At 54.8% G+C, this 21812-nt stretch carries 18 protein-coding genes; 1 reads left to right on the forward strand and 17 read right to left on the reverse strand.

Annotated elements, in window-relative coordinates:
- Nucleotides 1-24 precede the first annotated feature (24 nt).
- Entirely contained in the window at nt 25-333 is a 309-nt protein-coding gene (locus ACFIOZ_RS13610) for a CC/Se motif family (seleno)protein (RefSeq protein WP_386078627.1), read from the forward strand.
- Here ACFIOZ_RS13610 and ACFIOZ_RS13615 read toward each other — a convergent pair.
- The 17 genes from ACFIOZ_RS13615 to ACFIOZ_RS13695 form a co-directional block, all read right to left on the reverse strand.
- A complete protein-coding gene (locus ACFIOZ_RS13615) occupies nt 298-1461 on the reverse strand; it encodes an MFS transporter (RefSeq protein WP_386078630.1) in 1164 nt (387 codons plus the stop codon). The genes ACFIOZ_RS13610 and ACFIOZ_RS13615 overlap by 36 nt on opposite strands.
- Nucleotides 1458-2669: an organoarsenical effux MFS transporter ArsJ gene (gene arsJ, locus ACFIOZ_RS13620; protein ID WP_386084081.1), complete on the reverse strand. Its 1212-nt coding sequence runs from the start codon at nt 2667-2669 to the stop codon at nt 1458-1460. Before arsJ ends, ACFIOZ_RS13615 begins: the two co-directional genes overlap by 4 nt.
- Nucleotides 2670-2673: 4 nt before the next feature.
- On the reverse strand, nt 2674-3705 hold the full coding sequence (locus tag ACFIOZ_RS13625; RefSeq protein WP_386078633.1) for an ArsJ-associated glyceraldehyde-3-phosphate dehydrogenase: 1032 nt from the start codon (nt 3703-3705) through the stop codon (nt 2674-2676).
- A gap of 144 nt (nt 3706-3849) precedes the next feature.
- The gene (gene pstB / locus ACFIOZ_RS13630; RefSeq protein WP_386078636.1) at nt 3850-4689 is read right to left on the reverse strand and encodes a phosphate ABC transporter ATP-binding protein PstB; all 840 of its coding nucleotides are present in this window, start codon (nt 4687-4689) and stop codon (nt 3850-3852) included.
- A gap of 26 nt (nt 4690-4715) precedes the next feature.
- Complete coding sequence (gene pstA / locus ACFIOZ_RS13635; RefSeq protein WP_386078639.1) at nt 4716-5882, reverse strand: phosphate ABC transporter permease PstA; 1167 nt, start codon at nt 5880-5882, stop codon at nt 4716-4718.
- An 18-nt stretch (nt 5883-5900) separates the two neighbouring features.
- A complete protein-coding gene (gene pstC / locus ACFIOZ_RS13640; RefSeq protein WP_386078642.1) occupies nt 5901-7151 on the reverse strand; it encodes a phosphate ABC transporter permease subunit PstC in 1251 nt (416 codons plus the stop codon).
- 99 nt (nt 7152-7250) lie between these two features.
- Nucleotides 7251-8264 carry a substrate-binding domain-containing protein gene (locus tag ACFIOZ_RS13645; RefSeq protein WP_386078644.1) on the reverse strand — a complete coding sequence of 338 codons (1014 nt, stop codon included), beginning with the start codon at nt 8262-8264 and terminating at the stop codon, nt 7251-7253.
- A 130-nt stretch (nt 8265-8394) separates the two neighbouring features.
- Nucleotides 8395-9126 carry a sulfite exporter TauE/SafE family protein gene (locus tag ACFIOZ_RS13650; RefSeq protein WP_386078647.1) on the reverse strand — a complete coding sequence of 244 codons (732 nt, stop codon included), beginning with the start codon at nt 9124-9126 and terminating at the stop codon, nt 8395-8397.
- Between the two features lie 31 nt (nt 9127-9157).
- Nucleotides 9158-10345, reverse strand: coding sequence for a Bcr/CflA family multidrug efflux MFS transporter (locus tag ACFIOZ_RS13655; RefSeq protein ID WP_386078649.1), 1188 nt, complete (start codon nt 10343-10345; stop codon nt 9158-9160).
- Nucleotides 10346-10498: 153 nt separating this feature from the next.
- Complete coding sequence (locus ACFIOZ_RS13660; protein ID WP_211596103.1) at nt 10499-11017, reverse strand: STAS domain-containing protein; 519 nt, start codon at nt 11015-11017, stop codon at nt 10499-10501.
- Entirely contained in the window at nt 11007-12200 is a 1194-nt protein-coding gene (locus ACFIOZ_RS13665) for a PP2C family protein-serine/threonine phosphatase (protein ID WP_386078652.1), read from the reverse strand. Before ACFIOZ_RS13665 ends, ACFIOZ_RS13660 begins: the two co-directional genes overlap by 11 nt.
- Nucleotides 12201-12298: 98 nt before the next feature.
- A complete protein-coding gene (locus tag ACFIOZ_RS13670) occupies nt 12299-13093 on the reverse strand; it encodes a VacJ family lipoprotein (protein ID WP_386078655.1) in 795 nt (264 codons plus the stop codon).
- An 82-nt stretch (nt 13094-13175) separates the two neighbouring features.
- A complete protein-coding gene (locus ACFIOZ_RS13675) occupies nt 13176-14297 on the reverse strand; it encodes a beta-ketoacyl-ACP synthase III (protein ID WP_386078658.1) in 1122 nt (373 codons plus the stop codon).
- A 127-nt stretch (nt 14298-14424) separates the two neighbouring features.
- Nucleotides 14425-18471, reverse strand: a complete 4047-nt coding sequence (hrpA, locus tag ACFIOZ_RS13680) for an ATP-dependent RNA helicase HrpA (protein ID WP_386078660.1) — start codon at nt 18469-18471, stop codon at nt 14425-14427.
- 125 nt (nt 18472-18596) lie between these two features.
- Complete coding sequence (locus ACFIOZ_RS13685; RefSeq protein ID WP_386078663.1) at nt 18597-20282, reverse strand: AMP-binding protein; 1686 nt, start codon at nt 20280-20282, stop codon at nt 18597-18599.
- 219 nt (nt 20283-20501) lie between these two features.
- The gene (locus tag ACFIOZ_RS13690; protein WP_386078666.1) at nt 20502-21281 is read right to left on the reverse strand and encodes a class II glutamine amidotransferase; all 780 of its coding nucleotides are present in this window, start codon (nt 21279-21281) and stop codon (nt 20502-20504) included.
- A 63-nt stretch (nt 21282-21344) separates the two neighbouring features.
- Nucleotides 21345-21770, reverse strand: coding sequence for a hypothetical protein (locus ACFIOZ_RS13695; protein WP_386078669.1), 426 nt, complete (start codon nt 21768-21770; stop codon nt 21345-21347).
- Nucleotides 21771-21812 lie beyond the last annotated feature (42 nt).

The raw sequence follows: 21812 nt of genomic DNA on the forward strand, positions 1-21812 counted from the left end.
CGTCACCATGATAAGGGGTGCGCAATGGATAAAGTAATTGATATAAGCAGCAACGCATTAGACTTCATCAAACAACAAGGTGGCATCGTCACTGTTCGGCTTTCCCCCAAGTATGGTTGCTGTGGAGGGCGCACCAATATTGCCGTCGCCGAGGCGAGCACACCCGCGAACCCTGCGCTTTACCAACGCCATTGTGATGAAGATATAACCCTATTTATTGCACAAGAGCTTGCCTACCAAGGGCTGCGTGTTGACGTTGAGGGGTTTTGGAAGCTGCGCCACCTTTATGTGGAGAGCCTACCCCTGCAACCGAGGCACACGAATACACACTAGTGCCAAACACGCCACCAGCATCAACCCAGTGGTCAGCCATAGCGCCCCAGCACCATTATGCTCTATCAATAAGCCAAACAGCAGCGGCGCAAAGGCTTGCGCGGCCCTTGCCGGGGCGATAATCAAGCCCTGGCGCTGACCAAACCCTTTCGGGCCAAACAGCGCCAGCGGCAGCGTGCCGGAGGCAATGGTCATCATGCCATTGCCCGCCCCATGCAGTAGCGCAAAGCCCGCAGCGGGCATACCCATGGTGGCTAGCAGTGCCGCACCTAGAGGGTGGAGCGTGGTGGCCACACGTGCGGCAACAAGCGGATGCAAGTGACGCAGCAGCGCAAATTCCCCCACCCTAGCGGCCACTTGCGCTGGGCCAACAAGCGCCGCCGCTGCAACGGCAACTGAAAGCGACACGCCGGTTTCCTGGAGAAGCCTGGGCAGGTGAGCCGCCATCGCCGTTGAGACAAACCAGCCCGCAGCAAATACATAGGCTAATAGCACCATCGCCAGACGTGGCCGCTCTGGTGATGGCGCTGATTTTTCGTCATTAAAATGGTGGGGGCTATCACCGGCTTTGGGCAGGTGAGCATTTAGCGGTAGACCTATCACTATATGCAGAACAGCCCAGACGCCGCAGGCGGCTCGCCAGCCGAACTCATTTTCCAACAAGGCCGTTAGTGGCCAACCGATAGTGCTGGCAAACCCTGCCAGTAGCGTCACACCGGTAATGGAAGCGCGGGCGCTGCGACCTAAAAGCCGCCCGAGGGTAGCAAAGGCGGCGTCGTATAGCCCCATCGCCATGCCCACACCGGTAATCAGCCAGGCAAACATTAGGCTTAACAAACCTTGGGACAGCGCCATGATGATCAGGCCAAGTGCCAAGACAGCGTTGGACGACATCAGCACACCTCGCCCGCCTTGCTGGTCAATTAAGCACCCCACGCTGGGCCCTAGCATAGCGGTTAACAACAAAGCCGCTGAGAATGCCGCGAATATCCAGCTTGGTGATATCCCCAGCTCGCAAGCCATGGGCACCGCCAGGATAGCGGGTAAGTAGTAACTAGAGGCCCAGGCAAGCGTTTGCGCGCTGCCTAAGGTGAGCGTTAACCCCAGCCTGGGCGTTGAGCGGATCATGCGACTTGTCTAGGCAACGCCAGGGCCATTAACGCACTGGAAGCCACCAAGGCCGCGGACACCCACAGGCAGGCGCTAAGCCCGTAGGCCATATACAACCAGCCCGACAGCAGCGTGCCCACTAAACGCCCCATGGCATTGGCCATGTAATAAAAGCCAACATCCATAGAAACGCCGTCGGCGCGGGCATAATGGACGATCAAATAGCTGTGCCAGCTGGAGTTAATCGCAAACAGCACCCCAAAGGCGAGCAGCCCGACGACCAGCCAGCCCACTTGCGCCAAGGGCAGCATCGCCAACAGAACCGCCAGCACTGCCAGCGCCGCAGCCCAGCCTGCGGTAAGCGCCCGAGCATCGCCTTTGATCAGCCGGGTTAATTTAGGCGCCTGAGTTTGCACCCCACCGTAGCCAATAACCCACACCGCTAGCAGCCCACCCACCGTCCAGTGCGTCCAGCCGTGCTGGTCATATAAAAACACTGGCAGCGCTACGACAAACCACACATCCCGCGCCGCAAACAGGCAAAAACGCGCTGCGGAGAGCACGTTAATCGCACGTGATTTCGAGAAGATTTCGGAGAACTTGGGTTTAACTTTCTGGCGGCCTAAATCCGCCTTGAGCCGCAGTAGCGAAAGCAGCAACACGCCGCCCAGCATCACTGCCATCACCAACACTGCGGCCTGGAAGCCAATCAACGTTAACAGTAGCCCGCCGACAAAAAAGCCCAGCCCCTTCAGCGCATTTTTAGAGCCGGTCAGCATCGCTACCCAGCGATAGAGCGAGCTATTGGCGTTGGCGCTCTCCTTGGGCACCAGAACCTTAACGGCGCTTTTTGCGCTCATTTTGTTGAGATCTTTGGCAATCCCTGAAAGCGCTTGAGCGGCCATGACCCAGGCAACGGTCAGCAGGTTCGCGGGCACCATCAACATGGCGAGCGCTATAATTTGTAGGCCAAGCCCTACATTCATGGTGCGATTAAGCCCCAGTCGCGCGCCCAGCCAGCCACCTACAAGATTCGTCACCACGCCAAAGGCTTCGTAAAACAGAAACAGCATGGCGATTTCTAGTGGCGAGTAACCCAACTGGTGGAAGTGCATCACCACCAGCATGCGCAACGCGCCGTCGGTGACCGTAAACGCCCAGTAGTTGCCGGTAATCAGCATGTATTGACGCACCTCGGAAGGTAGCGCCTTCACCCTTGCGAGCATAGATTCAGCCACGACCCACCTGCTCACGCCCAACCTTCAGGGCCAGCTCGGCGGTGCGGTTGGCGTACCCCCACTCGTTGTCGTACCAGGCATAGAGTTTTAGCTGGGTGCCGTTGATCACCATGGTAGAGAGCGCATCTATGATTGAGCTGCGCGGGTCGGTGCGGTAATCAATCGACACTAGCGGGCGCTCTTCATAGCCCAAAATACCGGCAAGCTCGCCATCAGCGGCGGCTTTTAGCGCCTGATTGACCTCTTCGACGCTCACCTCACGTTCAAGCTCAAACACCATATCGGTAAGCGATGCATTGGCCAGTGGCACCCGTATCGCATGGCCGTTTAGCTTGCCTTCCAGCTCGGGGAAAATCGCGGTGATGGCTTTTGCCGAACCGGTTGTAGTGGGAATCAGGCTCATACCGCAGGCGCGGGCGCGACGAAGGTCTTTATGCGGTGCATCGAGTATCGTTTGAGTATTGGTAATGTCGTGTACCGTGGTCATGGAACCGTGGCGGATACCAAAGGTTTCCTGGATCACTTTAACCACTGGCGCCAAGCAGTTGGTGGTGCAACTGGCAGCAGTGACGATCTTATGCTGAGCAGGGTCATAAAGATGGTCGTTCACCCCCACTACCACGTTAAGCACACCCGGATCTTTTACTGGCGCACTGACCACTATCCGCCCTACCCCTTGATCAAGATAAGGCTGCAACTTTGCGGTGGTTTTCATTTTGCCCGAGCACTCGATCACTACATCGCAGCCTGACCAGTCGCTATCGGCTATAGCTTTATTGGCGCTGAAGGCGATGGATTGGTCATCGATAAAGATAGCGTTATCCGTTGCCTCAATGCCTTTCCCCGGTGACCAGTGCCCGTGCACCGAATCAAACTCCAGCAGATGGGCAAAGGTGGCTGCATCGCCGCCGGGATCATTGATACGCGCCAGCTCCACGTCACCAGAGGCCACCTTTACCCACAGGCTGCGCAGTGCCAAGCGCCCAATACGTCCAAAACCGTTGATACCGATACGTAGTGCCACAGGAGCCTCCTGAGCTAACTGATTTAAGCCATTTAATACGGGAAAGCATAACGGCCACATACGCTAAAACATATATTAAAGGGTAAAAAAATTGACTAAACAATAGGCCCACCCTTAATGGTGGGCCTGTTGGTTACACGTTAATTAACCATAACGACCAGAGATATAGTCTTCGGTCTTCTTCTGAGCCGGGGTTGAGAACATCACTTTGGTGTCGTTGTACTCAATGATTTCCCCCAGGTGGAAGAACGCGGTGTAGTCCGCCACCCGTGCCGCCTGTTGCATATTATGGGTGACGGTAATGATGGTGAACTTCTCTTTCAGCTTGTCCATCAAGTCTTCAATGGTGGCTGTTGAGATCGGATCAAGCGCTGAGGTGGGCTCATCCATCAAGATGACATCAGGCTGAACCGCAATAGCGCGGGCAATACATAGGCGCTGCTGCTGACCACCCGATAGCGAGGTGCCTGGCTCATTCAGCTTGTCTTTCACTTCGTTCCAGAGCCCGGCATCACGCAGTGCCTTTTCAACCAGTTCTTCCTGCTCGGCTTTACGGCTAACCAAATCGTGCATACGCGGTGCATAAGCGATGTTTTCAAAGATCGATTTAGGAAACGGGTTGGGCTTTTGGAACACCATACCCACCCGACGGCGCAAGGCCACTTCGTCCATTTTGGGCGCGTTAACATCCCGCCCATCCATCTCGACCAGTCCTTCAACACGTACGCTGGGTATCAGGTCATTCATACGGTTCAAACAGCGTAGAAAGGTCGATTTACCACACCCCGAAGGTCCGATGAGCGCCGTCACATTTTTCTGGAACAGGTCGATGTTTAGGTTATTCAACGCCTGGTTTTTGCCATACCAAAGATTCAAATCACGAATCCGGAAACTCAGGTCATGGCACGCCGTTTCATTTCGGGTATAAGGTTGCCCAACCGCAGGAGGCTGCTGGCCATTCATTACAGGTGCTTGGCTATTCATAGTAATGTCCTCTATAACGCACTGGCCTACCAGCGACGCTCAAATTTCTTACGCATCACAACGGCAAAGGCGTTGAGTGAGATGAGTATGGTGAGTAGCACCAGAATACCGCCGGCGGTTTTTTCTACAAACGCCTGTTCAGGCTCACCGGCCCAGGTGAATATTTGCGCTGGCATCACCGTTGCCGCGTTAGTAAATGAAACGCCGACATCCGGGATAAAGGCCACCATCCCCACGATGATCAAGGGTGCTGTTTCACCCATTGCTTGCGCCAGGCCGATAATAGAGCCGGTCATAATACCCGGCATTGCCAAGGGTAGGACATGATCGCGAACCACTTGCCAGCGCGAACAACCCACCCCAAAACCCGCATGACGGATAGATTCAGGCACACTGCGCAATGCGGTACGCGTTGAGATAATAATGACGGGGAGCGTCATCAGCGCCAACGTCATGCCGCCCACTAATGGGGACGAACGTGGCACCCCGAAAAAGGTAATAAAGATGGCCAGGCCCAGCAGACCAAACAGAATCGATGGAATAGCCGCCAGATTATTAATATTAATTTCAATGATCTGGGTTAAGCGATTATCAGGAGCGAACTCCTCCAGATAAACCGCTGTCATGACGCCGATGGGGAAGGAGATCGCCAGGGTGACGATCATGGTCATAACGGTGCCGACCACTGCCGATAAAATGCCCGCGTTCTCAGCGATTTTTGAATCGCCCGAACCAAAGAAAGTGGTATTAAAGCGTAAATCAACCTGCCCCGCTTCAACCCTGGCGTCAAGGGCTTCCCGCTCCTCTTCGCTCAAGCGATGCCTATGCCCCTTTAGATATTGATCGACCTGACTGGTTGCCAGTACCCACTGCACTTTACTGGTACCAATCATTTCAGGGTTATTACGTAGCTCTAATGGAATGGTACGCACCACTGTACGGCTAATTAATGGCAACAACTCCTCGTCAAAGGCTTGCCGTCCGTCGGTGGCAGCTTCCTCGGTATAGTTGATTTCGGTCTGAATATAGGCCTGCTGGAAAGCAGGCAGCCCTTTACTCAGCATATCGGCAAAAAACAGCACCAGAAAAAGGCCAGCGAGACCTAATGATCCCATGGTTATCCATTTCAGGCGGGTAGACTTTCGGTGGCGCCGCCTAAGCTGCTGGCTTATTTCGTCAAAAGAGTGGTTCATCGAAACAGTTCCTCAGCGTTACAGGTTATTGACGCGATATTTTTCACGGAAACGGCGTATCATCAGGACCGACACCAAGTTAAGTGCCAAGGTCACAACGAACAGCACTAACCCAAGCGCAAAGGCAGACAGCGTTTCAGCACTTGCAAACTCCTGATCACCGGTTAGTGCCGCGACGATACGAACAGTCACCGTGGTCATATCTTCCAGCGGATTAGCCGTCAAGTTGGGGCGCATACCCGCTGCCATAACCACAATCATGGTTTCACCCATGGCACGAGACATACCCAAAAGAGAGGCTGAAATAATCCCCGGCATGGCCGCGGGTATTACCACATCACGAATCGTTTCCCCTTTGGTCATGCCCAGTGCCAACGATCCTTGGCGCATACTATCGGGCACTGCGTTAATCACATCGTCAGAAAGTGAAGAGATAAAGGGAATAATCATAATGCCCATCACAATGCCGGGCGCCAGCGCATTGTTGTAAGAAGCATCGAGCCCCAGAAAGCCAGCAATATTGACAATGATCGGCGCCACGGTGATAGCGGCAAAAAAGCCATACACCACTGTCGGAATACCTGCCAATACTTCGAGTACTGGCTTTGCAACGGTTCGTACATTGCGCGGCGCAAATTCAGACATGTAAATTGCTGAGAGCAAGCCGATAGGCACCGCCACAAACATCGCAATGGCAGTAATCATAAAGGTGCCAGCAAATAGCGGTACCGAGCCAAACTGTGCACCACCGCCATCACCGCGCCCTGCCGCGGCTAGAAAGCTTGCCCCAGGGTTCCAGGTGGTGCCGGTTATAAACTCCCAGAAGCTGTGCATTTGGAAAAAGCGCAGCGCCTCGGAAATAATCGAAATTAAAATGCCAAAGGTCGTCAAAATAGAAATTAACGCGGCACTGGCCAAAATCAAACGAATGACCCGTTCGATAGCCTGGCGGGCGTGAAAATCGGGCTTAACTTGTTTAAGACTTAACAGTAAGCCTACGGCAGCCACCAGCAAACTCGCCGCCAGTAGATAGAGCGTTGGAATGTCAGCGCCCATTAAAAGCAGCGCAAAAGCTCCCACGGCACTTACCAATAATGCAGGCCCAGCGGTAGAGAGCACTGTAAACCAGGCATATTGGTCAGGCTGGGCGAACATCGCCGTACCAGCGCTACGTAACCGAGTGGCTTTTGAACGGCCAGCAAAAAAAGCCAGCAGCCCCAGCAGCAATAGTGCACCGCAAAAAATCAGAAGAAGCTGGTTGGTCTGCATCGCATCTCTCTCACGTGGTCACCGGTTAAGAAACCTATCAACAATAACGGGTCGGCAGCTTGCGCTGCCGACCATTTTTACAACTACTGACCTACCAACTTACTTAAGAACATCTGCTGTCATTGCAGTGCGGTCTGCGACAGCCTGGCGCCACTCTTCACGCTCTTGTTCCGGTAGAACGATCAAGCCGATATCACGTAGGTAGCCGCCATCGCCAATCATCATCTCGCTCATAAACATATCAACGTAGTCATACATCGGCGGTACTTCTTCAGCGTGCTGGTTCTTCACGTAGAACCATAGTGAGCGCGCTACTGGATAATCACCCGCACTAATGGCTTCCGGCGTTGGCTCAACACCACCGATAGTAGCGGCATTCAGAGTATCGGTATTCTCTTCCAGGAACGAGTAGCCGAAGATACCAAAGGCTTTAGTGTCTTCAGACAGGCGCTGAACGATCAGGTTGTCGTTTTCACCGGCATCGATGTACACACCGTCAGAGCGGATTTCGGTGTAGCCTTCATCACCGTAAGCACCCAACTCTTCAGAAGCGCTCTCCATGACCAGCTCTTCAAAGGCGTCACGCGTACCCGAAGTGGTCGGCGGTCCATAGATAGAGATTTCACGATCCGGCAGCGATGAATCGATCTCGCTCCAGTTGGTGTAGGGATTTTCAACCAGCTCACCATCCACCGGCACCATGGCGGCTACCGCCATAAAGATCTGCTCAAGGGACAGGTCAAAAACGTCATTTTCGCTTGACTGCCCCAACACGATACCGTCAGAACCGATTTTAGCTTCGGTGATGTCGGTCACACCGTTCTCTTCACAACGCTCGAACTCAGCTACCTTCATACGGCGTGATGCGTTAGTAATGTCAGGCGTGCCTTCACCAACACCGTTACAGAACAGACGCAAACCGCCACCCGAACCAGTCGATTCGATAACAGGCGTCGGGTTGCCGGTCGTCGCACCGAACTCTTCAGTTACGTAGCTGGCAAACGGGTAAACGGTACTGGAGCCTACGATACGGATTTGATCACGGGCTTGAGCAACACCGGCAACGCTCATTACAGCAGCCGCGATAACGGTGGTTTTGAGAATACGGTTCATGCGAAATACTCCTGTTCATGTAGGTATCTGGCCTTCGCAAGGCATACCTTGCACTGGTTCCATGACAACTTCATGACAGCGAGCAAACCGTAGAAAAGTTTTCGTTACATAAAGCTAACCAGGGCTTACATCACCACAAGAGTCCTAGCGCCGCAAGGGTGCATAACGCTAGTGAAGCCCCCTGCAGTAGTCGCCTATCCAGACGATGGGCTATAGCGTCTGCCAAGGCGTTACCGATTAATACCGCGGGCAGGAAGGTCAGCGCGACCTGGAAATGCCAGAGCTGAATCTGGTCAGCCAAGGCAAGGGTGATAAAGGTTAACAGGGAGGTCAGAATGAAAAAGGCGGCTAAGTTGCCGCGTACACGATCCGCCGGAAGGCCGTGCATTAAAAGTACGATGGGCGGCCCCCCAATAGCCGCAACGGTGCCGAAAACACCAGAGAGTACGCCTGCGCCAAACAGCGTTATGCGATTGACCGGCAGTTGAAAGCGGCACAAGGTGACGAGCACCGCAAATAAAACGATCACCGCAATCAGCTTTTCTAACACAAACATGGGGGCGGCGAGCAGCAGCCAAATACCCAGCGCATTACCGGGAAGGCGCCCCACTAACGCCATACCAATGGCATCCAGGCGCACTTCGTGCCAGTAGTGACGCACCATCATTAGCGAAACAGTAAATCCAAACAGCACTAGAACGACTGGAACGAGGCGAGGCTCAAGCATCAACAGTAGCGGCGCCCCGATAACGGCCAAACCAAAACCGGTAGCCCGCTGGACAAAAGCCCCCAGCAACAGCACGGCGGAGCAAGCTAACCAGGTGCTCATTGGCATATTGACCCAAGCCAGCAGACTATCCATTCAGGCTATCCATTCGAACTATCCATTCAGACTATCCATCCACAGCAGGTGCTTTAGTCAGTTTGCGCACCCCGATATTGCCTAGCAAAGCAGCGCCCAGCATGGTGAGCACCATGGGCCAGAGATGCTCAACCTCGAATAGTCCTACCATGACGCCTGCGAGGGCGCCGCAGGTAAACTGGATGCCGCCCAGCAGCGCCGTAGCCGTGGCGCTGATATGACCAAAATGATCCAGTAACGACGAGATCGCGTTGGGCGTGATCAGCCCGATCATACCGGTAAACAGCATAACCAGCGGCACCACAATTGCTAGCGTCGCAATATCCAAGGCGGTAGCTGCAACTAATCCTAGCGCCGCTATCAGCTGTATAAGCAAACCCAAACGCAAATTCTGCTGGGGAGTGCGCTTGCGGAGCAGGTAAATATTGACCCGGTTAGAGAGTGCAATCACCACCACGTTGACCCCGAACACCAACGGATAGGTGCTTGGCGAAAGACCAAAGTAGTCAAGATAGAGAAATGGCGAAGCGGTCACGAACGCAAACAGGCCCGCAAAGGAGGCCGCTACCGCACAGATATAGCCCATGCCTTCACGGTGTTTAAGCACACTAGCGTAGTTGCGAATGACTTGCCGCGGAGAAGCCGCAGGGAGCGACATATCGCGGGTTTCCGGTAACCGTGTGCCTAACAGCCAGAGTAAAAAACCTGCATAAACGGCCAAGAACACAAAAATCAGCCACCAGCCAGCAATATGCAGTAGTAAACTACCCACGGCGGGTGCCACCAGCGGCGCCAGCATCATAATCATCGCCATGGTGGACATCACCTTGGCGGCTTCTCGCCCGCTAAAACAGTCGCGCACAATGGCCGCTGAGTTGACCACACAAGCACCGCCCCCCAGCGCCTGAACAAACCGCCAAGCCAGCAGAGTGGGCAAACTATCCACCAAGGTAATAGCCAGGCTGGCCAGCATAAATACCACCAGGCCGCCCAGCAGAACAGGCTTTCTGCCCACGCGATCCGAGAGCGGTCCAAAGCAGAGCTGGCCCAACGCAAAGCCAAACAAAAATACGCTGATGGAGAGTTCAGTACGGTGAATACTGGCGCCAATACTTTCGGCGATGATACCCATGGCAGGCAGATAGGCGTCGATAGCAAAGGGCGCCAGCGCCGTATTGGCGGCAACCAATAGCGCTACCCGGCGAGGATTAAGATCCATGGGTCTCCTTAAGGCGGTAATGAACGCACTGAAATAGATAGGCCGCTAATCATAGCCGATTTTAGGGCAATTGTCGGGGGTGAGCGCTATCTATCTATGGCCCTTTGGAAATAGCCCTTGGAGATGGCCAGGGCTTATCAAGGTAAGGAGAGTTTAGTGATGCGTGGTGGCATCTTGCGACTCAAGCATCTCAACCAGTGGCTGAAACTGCTCACGGTTATGCTCGTTCATGTGCATCAAAATGCGGTGGGCTTCAAGGATGCGGCCACGTAGGCCTTCTTCGTCTGCCGGCTCCTGGGGAAGCTCTTCAAGCTCGTTATTGAGTGTGGTTGCCTGTTGCAGCGGCGCCTCCATCAGTGTGAAAAAGCGCGCAAAGCCCATTACGTCCAGCATCTGTCGCACGTCAGGGTTATCAACAATAATCGTCGGCGGCTGCTCCAAGCGCCCTTTCACTGCCATCGCAACCTTGGCCAGAAAGCCAAGCGCCGTCGAATCCACGTTGGTGGCTTCACGCAGGTCAATCAGTACGGCACGCAACCCCGGCGTCTCGGCGAGACGTTGAGCTTGCGTGTCCAGCGTGGCGCAGAGCGTCAAGCGCACATCGCCACATAATTTTAGAACAAAAACACCAGAATCGAACGCCGCTTTAATGCGGCCTTCTTCAATCAGCATGACCAAATCCGCTCACCATCATGATTGTTAGATCATCGGGTAAAGCATCGCGCTCTTGGTTGGCATCAAACTCCGCATCTCCTTCTGCAAGAAGTGCATTTGTTTTTGCTAACCGTTCGCGCAACTGCTCAAGCGTTACACTCTCGCTTACTAATTGCTCAAGCTCCTTGAGCCGCGTGTCGAGCGTTTTACCCGGCAAGCATTCCAATACTCCGTCTGAACAGAGCCATAGCCGAAACTTATTCGGCAACGCACAACTCAGCGAAGGATACTCCACATCGGGGAAAAGACCTACCGGCATTCCCTCTCCCTCTAAACGACGTAGCTCTCCCTCTACCGCTAGCAGCGGCATGGGAAGCTGCGCGCCGAGCGAATAGTGCAGAGTATGCGCCTCATGGTCAATAATACCGACAAATAAGGTGGCATGTTTACCAATGTCGGTGCCCTGCAGCTCTCGGTTCATTGCTTTTAGCCAATCGGGAGGCAGGTTTTCCGGATGCTGGCCATCCCACTCACCCAGCCAGCGGTTGCATAAATATTTAAGCAGAACGGTCACAAACGCCGACGAGGCGCCATGCCCCGACACATCGGCAAAATAGAAAGCGCTGTAACGCTCGTTATAGCGTTGATAATCCAGGAAATCACCGGACAAATAGAGCGAAGGGGCAAATATATAGTCGTAATAAACGCCGTTAATCACTTTAGGGCGCAGCGGTAATAAACGCCGCTGGATATGCCCACCACTCTGCTGATCCATCCGCAATAGCGCCAGATGGGTCTCCAGGCTCTCATTTAACTCAGCCAGCCGGACATGATCGCGCTCACGCTCCAGTGCCAAATCGTTAAGCTCAATGGCCTTACGGATCATGCGCCGCAACAACTCGGCGTGACGCAGTGGATGAACGATATAGTCCACCAGCCCAACATCGACCGCCTTGATCAAATCAGCGTCTTGCCGCGAGTCGCTGACCACCAGAGTAGGCAAGCGATGCGTCAACTGCGACCAGCGCTGCCGGGGTACCGCTCGGGCATGGGCAACGATCAACGCCGTGCCAGCGGGTAGATTATTGATATCCTCAGCGGCAAACACCCACATGCCGTCGCAGGTAATCGCTTCCGCCAGCGCATCGCGTTCACGACCGGGTTCGTCAATCACCGCGATCAACTGCTTAGAATGATCCATCATAAGCCTCAATCGGTGACTTCATTGCCACCAAAGTCGCTATCATCCTGGTCACTGTTGTCAAAGCCGCTATCTTCGAAACTATTGACTTCAAAACCTTAGTCTTCAAAACCAGCGTCTTCAAAATCGCTGTCATCAAACTCGAAGGTTTCGCTGGCAAAGGGGTCATCGCCCAACTCTCCATCGCTGACCTCAAATTGGCGGCTCTGTAAGTACGCGTCACGAATAAAACGGTAGCGATCACCACGAATTAACGCTTCCTGGTCAAGCAAACCCGCCCGAATATCGATCACATTTAGCGCGGTAAGGCTTAGTCGAACGGCGTCGTCGTCTACGTAATACAACGGATACGATGTCATATCAGCAGGTAAACCGGTGGTGTCCCGCAGCGTGCTGGGGCCCAACAGAGGCAGCACCAGATAGCGGGAATCTTGCCAGCCCCACACGGCCAGCGTTTGGCCGAAATCCTCTTTATCCGCCGTAATCTCCATTAGGGTGGCATAATCTAACAACCCACCTATGCCTACCGTGGAGTTAATCAAAAAACGTGATGTGGCGAGGCCTGCATTCGCCGGTTTGCCCTGCAGCAGGCTATTAAGCGCGGTACGCACCTCACCTAAGTTGGAGAAAAAATTACCCACCCCAGTCTCCACTGGGTCTGGGGTAACGGTGCGATAACCTTTTGCCACCGGCTTGAGCGCATAGCGATCCAGCACGTCGTTAAACGCAAACACCTTGCGGTTAAAACCTTCCCAAGGATCTTCAGGAGCAGCATTTTCCGCCTTTTTCGTGCTGGCGCACCCCCCTGTTGCGAGTAACGTCACCAGCAGTAGTGGCAACCCTTTGCTACGCAACGGGCGCGCAGGTTTCACGTTATTAAACCACTGCCACATGACATTTTCCTTTTTCAATTGCCTTGCACTTTTACGTATATCTACAACGGCGCATAACTGTCTACAAACGACGAAGAACTGTCTACAAACGTCGAAGAACCACGCTGCCCGCGCTATAGCCCGCCCCGAAGGAGCAGATCACACCAATATCACCCTCTACAAGCTCATCATGGTGAAGGTGAAAGGCGATGACAGAACCCGCTGAACTGGTATTGGCATAACGATCCAAAATGATCGGCGCCTGTGTTTCACTCGGGTCATAGCCCAATACTTTGCGGGCAATCAAATCGTTCATATGCCGGTTAGCCTGGTGTAACCACATGCGTTTAAGATCACTCCCAGCTAACTCCAGGGAGGCCAGATGATCGGTGATCAATTTAGCCACCATTGGGCAAACTTCTCTAAACACCCGCCGCCCTTCCTGCACAAACAGTTTATCCAACGCCAGTGGATCACTGTCCGTTACGCGGTTAAGAAAGCCTGCGTTATTGCGGATCGCGTTGGAAAACTGGGTGATCAGGCGCGTGCCAAGAACTTCAAACTGCTCACTGGCCACTGCAACGGCGCTATTTTCCAGTACGACTGCTGTGCAAGCATCGCCGAAAATGAAGTGGCTGTCACGGTCTCGGAAGTTGAGATGAGCCGAGCAGATTTCCGGATTGACCACCAGAGCGCGCTTAACACTGCCAGAGGCTATGGCATTGGCAGCCGTTTCAATGGCAAAGGTCGCTGAACTACAGGCGACATTCATATCAAACCCGTAGCCACTTGTTCTCAGGGCCTGCTGCACTTCCACCGCCACGGCAGGGTAGGCACGCTCCAGATTTGAGCAGGCAACAATTACCAGCTCAATGTCAGCCGCATCCACCTGAGCCGCGGCCAGCGCCTGCTGCGCAGCAGCGGTTGCCATCTCGCACTGGATAGAGGGTTCGTCATTGCCCCGCTGCGGCAGTTTAGGCCTCATACGCTGTGGGTCAAGGATTCCAGACGCATCGAGCACGTAGCGGCTCTTAATTCCTGAGGCTTTTTCGATAAATTCACTGCTGGAATGCGCCAGCGGCTCGCGCTCACCACGCTGAATCGCATCGGCGTACTGAGCATTTTCAGTGTCTACCCAAGCATTAAATGCCGCCACCAGGGCTGCATTATCAATGGCGTGTTCCGGTGTATAGAGCCCTGTTCCGGTTATCACCACATGTGTCATGCCAATCTCCTCTAAGCGGCTTGCCGACGTAACTGGCCATCAATGTAGCGTGCAACTTACGGCGACTCCATCATGTTACTGTGTGCGTAAAATAGCGGTTTTTCCAGCAACTTTTTTCAACCCCAAGCTAAACGCTAGTGATCTCCTGCCAGCGTTTTTCCAGTCGTTTTACTGACACCACCATGCTCGTCCCCAACTGCTGCGCAAATAGCGACACCCTCAACTCTTGCAACCACCAGCCAAAAGCGACCAGTTCCGGGTCTTCCACCCGCCCGCGCCGCTCGCTTTCCCGACGGGCATCGAAGCGGGCCTCTAATGACTGCACATCCTGCATCATCATTTGATCGCGACCACGTTCACGGGCGGCTTTTTCAAGCCGAATCAGCGCCGCTTCGGTATAGCGTGGGTATTCGTCCAGCCAGGGGCCTGCATCGCGAATAAAGCCGGGATAGACCAAGCGCTGCATCTGTGCGCTAACATCGCTGTACACCAGCGCAAGGGAAAAATTGAGCTTCCCTTTGAGCACTTTACTGACCGCCAAATGGCCTTGTAATGCGGCCTCTACCCGACTCAGGAGGGCTTTTGCTTCGTCTACTAGCAGGCCCTGAGTAGCGTCTAGGCGCTGGTTAAACTCCCCTTCCGAGCGCGGCAAGGGGTGCTGTGCCACTACCTGGGTAAACACCGCCAGCAGCAGGTCATCAATCAAGGCCTGCTTACTGCCTACTTTGGCAAACAGCAGCGCGCATTTCTCGACACCCGGCAGTTGCTTAATCGCTTTAACCTGTTCGGGCCGTTTGGCAATGCCCAGCCGGGCAATGCCCTCCTGGTGGGCGGCATCCGCTTTTGCCGGATGATCAAACAGCGCTACCTTGAACGCGTTGGTTCCAGGAGCCCTGGCGACAGCCCCCCCGGTCTCAGCGACTAGAGCGGGATACGCCTCTACGCGAATACCCGCCTGGGTAGTGACCCGGGAGGCAGGCAACGGCTCTTTGGGCAGACCGGCCACGGCGGGCTCATGGCTAACCTGTTCGGCCAGCGCTTGGGCCCCTGCGCTGGCCGCTGCTTCAAAGCGCTGCTCTAAGGCGCGTAGATCGCGCCCTTGGCCCAGAGTTTCCCCTGCATGATCGACCACGCGAATATTCATGATCAGATGCGGTTCAAGCAGATCCAAGCGCCAGTCGTCGGGGTGCACACGTGTCGATGTGCGGCGGCGAATGAACTCGCCTAATGCTTCGGTTAACGGGCGCTGATCAGGCACCAGCGTCTCGAGCGCCGCATCCACCCAATCTGGAATCGGCACCACCTGACGGCGGATGCTTTTGGGTAGCGATTTTAGCAATGCGATGCACTTTTCACGTAGCAGCCCCGGCACCAGCCACTCCAGGGCATGCATTGGCACCTGGGGCAGCATGGCTGCGGGAACGGTCAGGGTAACCCCATCATCTTCAGCCTCAGTGTCAAAGTGGTAGCTGACCGGATAGGCCACGCCAGCCAGAATTAAATGATCCGGATACTGAGCCTGAGTGACGTCATCGGCATCCCGTGCTTTGAGCGAATCAATATCAAAGTGGAGTAATTGCGGGTTTTGCTGCTCGGCCTGTTTGCGCCAATGCTCAAAGCCCTTGCCGTTGACGATCTCCGCCGGAATGCGCTGATCGTAAAAATCAAACAGGGTATCTTCATCGACCAGAATATCCCGCCGTCGAGCGCGATCTTCCAGCGCCTCCACTTCATCGATCAGTGCGCGGTTATGGGCAAAGAAGGCACCTTTAGTTTGAAACTCCCCTTCCACCAACGCGCGGCGAATAAACAGCTCCCGAGACTCCTGGGGGGCGATAGGCCCGTAGTGCACTCGGCGGCGCGCCACAATCGGTAGGCCAAACAGCGTGACCTGCTCGAGGGCCACGACCTGGGCACGCTTCATCTCCCAGTGCGGTTCGCTGTAGCTGCGTTTCACCAGATGTTGCGCCAGCGGTTCGATCCACTGAGGGTCGATTTTGGCCACGGTGCGAGCAAACAGTTTGGAAGTTTCCACCATCTCGAACGCCATGATCCACTTGGGCGACTTCTTGGCCAACCCGGAACCGGGATGAATCATAAACTTGCGATTGCGAGCGCCGAGATACTCACGGTTCTCCACTAGCGTGCCCAGGTTGGAGAGCAGTCCTGAAAGCAGCGCCTGGTGCACCTTGCCCGAGGTTTTACGCCGCGCCTGGCGCGCCTGCTCTTCGCTTTCGTCTTCATTGCGAGGGAGCGGCGCGGGTACTTCGATATCCATATCGCGCAGTAGCTGGCGCAATTGACGGAAGGTGTCGTGCCACTCGCGCATGCGCAGGTAATTGATGTAGTGCTCGCGGCACCAGCGACGTAGCTGATTACCCGATAACGCTTCGCGGGCATTCTCAATGCCATGCCAGAGGTTCAGCAAGGCGACAAAGTCAGAATCCGGGTCGTGCCAGCGCTGATGGGCCTGATCGGCGGCCTGACGCTTATCAGCAGGTCGGTCACGGGGGTCTTGTATGGCGAGAGCAGAAACCACGATCAGCACATCGCGCAGGCTGCCGACTTCGGCCCCGGCCAGCACCATGCGCGCCAGACGTGGGTCAATCGGCAGCCGCGCCAGCTTACGACCCAGCGGGGAAAGGCGCTGCTTGTCGTCCACCGCGCCCAGCTCGAACAGTAGCCGAAAGCCGTCTTTAACAAAGCGGCTATCCGGCGGATCGACGAACGGGAAGGCCTCGATATCGCCCAGCTTCAATCCCAGCATCGATAGGATGACCGACGCTAAATTGGTGCGCTGAATTTCCGGGTCGGTAAAACCGGGCCGGGAGAGAAAATCCTCTTCGCTGTAGAGGCGAATACACACGCCTTCGGCGATCCGCCCACAGCGCCCCTTCCGCTGGTTGGCACTGGCCTGGCTAACCGCTTCCACCGGCAGGCGCTGGATCTTGGAGCGGTAGCTATAGCGGCTGATGCGCACGAGACCGGGGTCGATCACGTAGCGAATACCGGGTACGGTCAGCGAAGTTTCCGCCACGTTGGTGGCCAGAACAATGCGCCGACCGCGATGAGGCGCAAACACGCGGTTCTGCTCTTCGTTGGAGAGCCGTGCGTAGAGCGGTAGGATTTCAGTGCCTTTTAGCTCGGCGCGGCGCAGGGTATCGGCGGTTTCGCGAATCTCGCGCTCACCGGGTAGAAATACCAGCACATCCCGGGGGCCGTGTAGCCAGCCTTTTTCGCGCTCAATGGCTTCAATCTCTTCCACTGCGTGGAGAATGCCCTCTTGTAGGGTACGATCCTCTTCATCGTCTTCGTCGCGTACCAGCGGCCGGTAGTGCACCTCTACGGGGTAGGTACGCCCGGTGACTTCAACCACCGGCGCGGGAGACTTGGCCGTGCCGAAGTGCTTGGCAAAGCGATCAACATCAATGGTTGCCGAAGTAATGATGACCTTTAGATCAGGCCGCTTAGGGAGCAGGCGCTTGAGGTAGCCGAGCAGAAAGTCGATATTCAGGCTGCGCTCATGGGCTTCATCAATGATGATCGTATCGTAACGGAGCAGCAGTGGGTCATTTTGCGTCTCGGCCAGCAAAATCCCGTCGGTCATTAGTTTGACCAGGGTCGTCGGGCTGCTTTGGTCGGTGAAGCGCACCTGGTAGCCTACCTGCTCGCCCAGGGAGACTTGCAGCTCTTCAGCTAAACGCCCTGCCACGCTACGGGCAGCCAGGCGACGAGGCTGGGTGTGGCCAATCAAGCCACGGCGACCGCGCCCCAGCTCTAGACACATTTTGGGCAGTTGGGTAGTTTTACCTGAGCCGGTCTCCCCCGCCACTACAACCACCTGATGGTCGCGAATGGCGTTTACAATATCTTCCCGCCGCTCCACCACCGGTAGTTCCGACGGGTAGTTGAAAGCGACCTTTTGGTTTTCGCGTAGGGTAAGCAGCTGCTGGGCGCGACTAAGCTCGCGCTGCACTTCCTCCAGACCACGGCTAATCGGCTTGTTATCACGTAGGCGACGGTTTAAACCGGCCAGCCGCCGCTCCAGCCGCTCTGCATCGCGTAGCATCACATCGCCCGCGGCCTGTTTCAGCGAGGCAAGACGTTGGCTATCGGTGGGGGCGGGGGATGTGTCGGTGGTCACGATTGAGTCGGCTTCCATTCGCTTGGGCATTTAACAGGAGACATTCATAACAGATATAAACAATCGACCCGCTCAATTGAGCGGGTCGTATAGTGTAACGCTTTCAGCTCCGCGACGCCTAACCACTATGCGGGTGGTCAGTGGGAGAGCGTTTATTAATGGCTATCTGATGACGTTTTTGAAGGCTCCTCGTCACGCAGTTGACGGCGGAGCACTTTGCCGACGTTGGTTTTGGGCAGTTCCTCGCGGAACTCGATGATCTTGGGCACCTTGTAGCCAGTGAGCTCTTTTTTGCACCAGTCACGCAGCGTTTTCTCATCCAGCTGGTCATTTTTACTGACCACGAACAGCTTGATGGCTTCACCGGCATTTTCATCCGGCACACCGACTGCCGCCGATTCAAGCACATCCGGGTGGGCAGCCACTACATCTTCAACTTCGTTGGGGTAAACATTGAAGCCGGAGACCAGAATCATGTCTTTTTTGCGATCAACGATGCGAATGTAGCCATCCTCCTGCAACACTGCGATATCGCCGGTGTGGAACCAACCATCCTCATCAATGGCGTCGCGGGTTTCGTCCTCGCGCTGCCAGTAGCCTTTCATTACTTGCGGGCCCTGCACGCAGAGTTCTCCCGGCTCACCCAGTGCGACGTCATTGCCCTCGCCATCGACAACTTTTACCGCGGTGCCCGCGACAGGTTTACCAATGGTGCCTAGTTGGATCGCATCGGTGGGGTTAAAACTAACGATGGGCGATGTCTCGGTCAGACCATACCCCTCGGCGATCGGGCAACCGGTGGTGGTTTCCCAGCGCTGCGCCGCTGCTTTGGTCAGCGCCATACCGCCGGAAATCGTCAGCTTTAATTTGGAAAAATCGAGCTGCTTGAAGTCGTCACGGTTACATAACGCATTAAACAGCGTGTTGAGACCAATAAAGGCGGTAAAGGGCAACCCCTTCAGCTCTTTGACAAAACCATCCAGATCACGAGGGTTGGTGATCAGCAACGAATGGTTGCCGGTTTCCATCAAAAACAGGCAGTTAACTGTAAAAGTGTAGATGTGATAAACCGGAAGCGGTGCGATAACCAGCTCTTCGCCATCGGTGAGGTGAGGCCCAATCGCTTCACGCGCTTGCAGCATATTGGCGATGAGGTTGCGATGAGTCAGCATGGCCCCCTTTGGCATCCCTGTGGTGCCGCCCGTGTATTGAAGCGCGGCTAAGTCATTAGGGCTTCTTTTGACCTCGGTATGGCTTAACGAAGCGCCTTTTTTTAGCGCATCGCGAAAACCAATCGCACTTGGCAAAGAATAAGCAGGCACCATTTTCTTAACGTGCTTGACCACTGCGTTGATTAGCCAGCGCTTGGGAAGATCATGCAAATCGGCTAGCTGGGTGACAATAACGTGTTTGATCTCTGTTTTATCGAGCACTTTCTCCAGCTTGTCCGCCATATTGGCCAAAATCACAATGGCTTTAGCGTTGGAGTCCTTAAACTGATGGGCCATTTCCCGCTCGGTGTATAGCGGGTTGGTGTTAACCACCACCAAGCCTGCCCGTAGCGCGCCAAAAACCGCTACTGGGAACTGCAGCACATTGGGCAACTGAATGGCGATACGATCGCCGGGGACGAGGTCGGTTTCATGCTGCAGCCAAGCAGCAAACTGCGCAGAGAAGCGGTCAAGGTCAGCGAAAGTGAGCGTTTTTCCCATACAAGAAAAAGCGGGCTTGTCCTTAAAACGTGCTACTGCGTGATGAAAAACATCCGTGACTGAATCGTACTGATCCAACCCTTCAAGCGCTGGGCCACGTAAAACGGCGGCGTTGGCGTGTTCGCTCATGGGCAATCTCCGCTATTGACGTCGGCGTAAGTCACCGACCTTGTTGTTGTCGCTAGGCTTGGTCTGAAAAAATTGGTTAAGAAGCACAACGATATACGACCTACAACAGGCTGTAAAACGATCGATTGAAACTTACGTTTCAACTTTAGCCCATAGTCCAGATCGTTTATCGTTTCATTTTTCTGTAGCTTCTCTCATCCAATTTAGTAGATCGTTTCCTTATGGACAGTAACGCGCCTGAATTTCTCCATTGCGCCAGACTAATAGCTCACCCGGCACCATGCGCTGCCAAGCTTCATTGTGCGTAAGCGGTTCAGTGGCAATCACGGAAACGATGTCGTCAGGGGTGGTATGTTCGGCAAAATTCACCGTCATCTCAGCGTCGGAGAGTTCTGCCTCGCCAAAAGGTGCGCAACGGGTAATATGCGCAAGCTTCGTGGCACAAAACGTATACAAGTAGCCTCCATCGGAGAGCAGCATATTAAATACCCCCAACGCTCTTAACTGTTCGCACAGTTGGTGCAAGTGCTCCCAAAGCATTGTGGGATCAGCGGGCGGAGTAGGAAAAGTGCGGCGTAGCTCCCCCATTAGCCAGCAAAAGGCGTGCTCGCTATCAGTACTGCCAACCGGGGTGTAGTGGCCCAGCGTTAGGCTCTCCCAGCCACTTAATTGGCCATTATGAGCATAGCACCAGGGTCGCCCCCACATTTCCCGGGTGAAAGGGTGAGTATTAGCGAGCTTTACGCCTCCCACATTGGCTTGGCGAATGTGGCTAATCACCACATTGGACTTAATCGGGTAGTCGCAAATCAGCCGGGCGATGGGCGAATCCACAGAGGGATGTGGATCGCGAAAATCGCGGTAGCCGCCCTCTTCGTAGAAGGCGATTCCCCAGCCGTCGCGGTGGGGGCCAGTGCCTCCCCCGCGGTGCAAAAAGCCCGAAAAGCTAAAGCAGATATCAGTGGGCACATTGGCGCTCATACCCAGCAGTTCACACATACGCTTTACACATATGATTCATACATACAACTCTAGACACCCAGGCAGTGTTCAAACGTTCCATTAACCAATTACCGGCTCACGGCGGCGTGGTGATTCGCTCTCATCGCCACTCTCGTCTTCCTGATCGACGTACTCATCGCTCTCAGGACGGCGCCACCACCACAGGGCAATGCCTATCAGTGCGCCTAACGTCATGCCCAGCACTAGCCACATCAGCCCGCCACGAAGCGCCGCGCCGTTGTGCTCAAACAAGCCAACTGCTGCCACCATCGCCGACGGCGCCCAACCGGTATAGAATTCACCCTCTTCTATTAGCGGCAACCGGAAAGTGGCGGGTGCCCAGATCGCCCCAGCGACCATCCATGTTAGTACCAGTCGTGGCAAGCGAGGCAGAAAAGTAAACGCAAAATAGACCGCGACAATGACTAACAGCGACAGCCCGTAATAACTCAACCACAGTAGTGGCGTTGAATTTGCAAACAGCATAATACCCCTCATATGGGTGAGCTCACCCGACGTTGATTTCCC

This window comes from Vreelandella sp. F11 (assembly GCF_042466685.1).
In the GTDB taxonomy this organism is placed as follows: Bacteria; Pseudomonadota; Gammaproteobacteria; order Pseudomonadales; family Halomonadaceae; genus Vreelandella.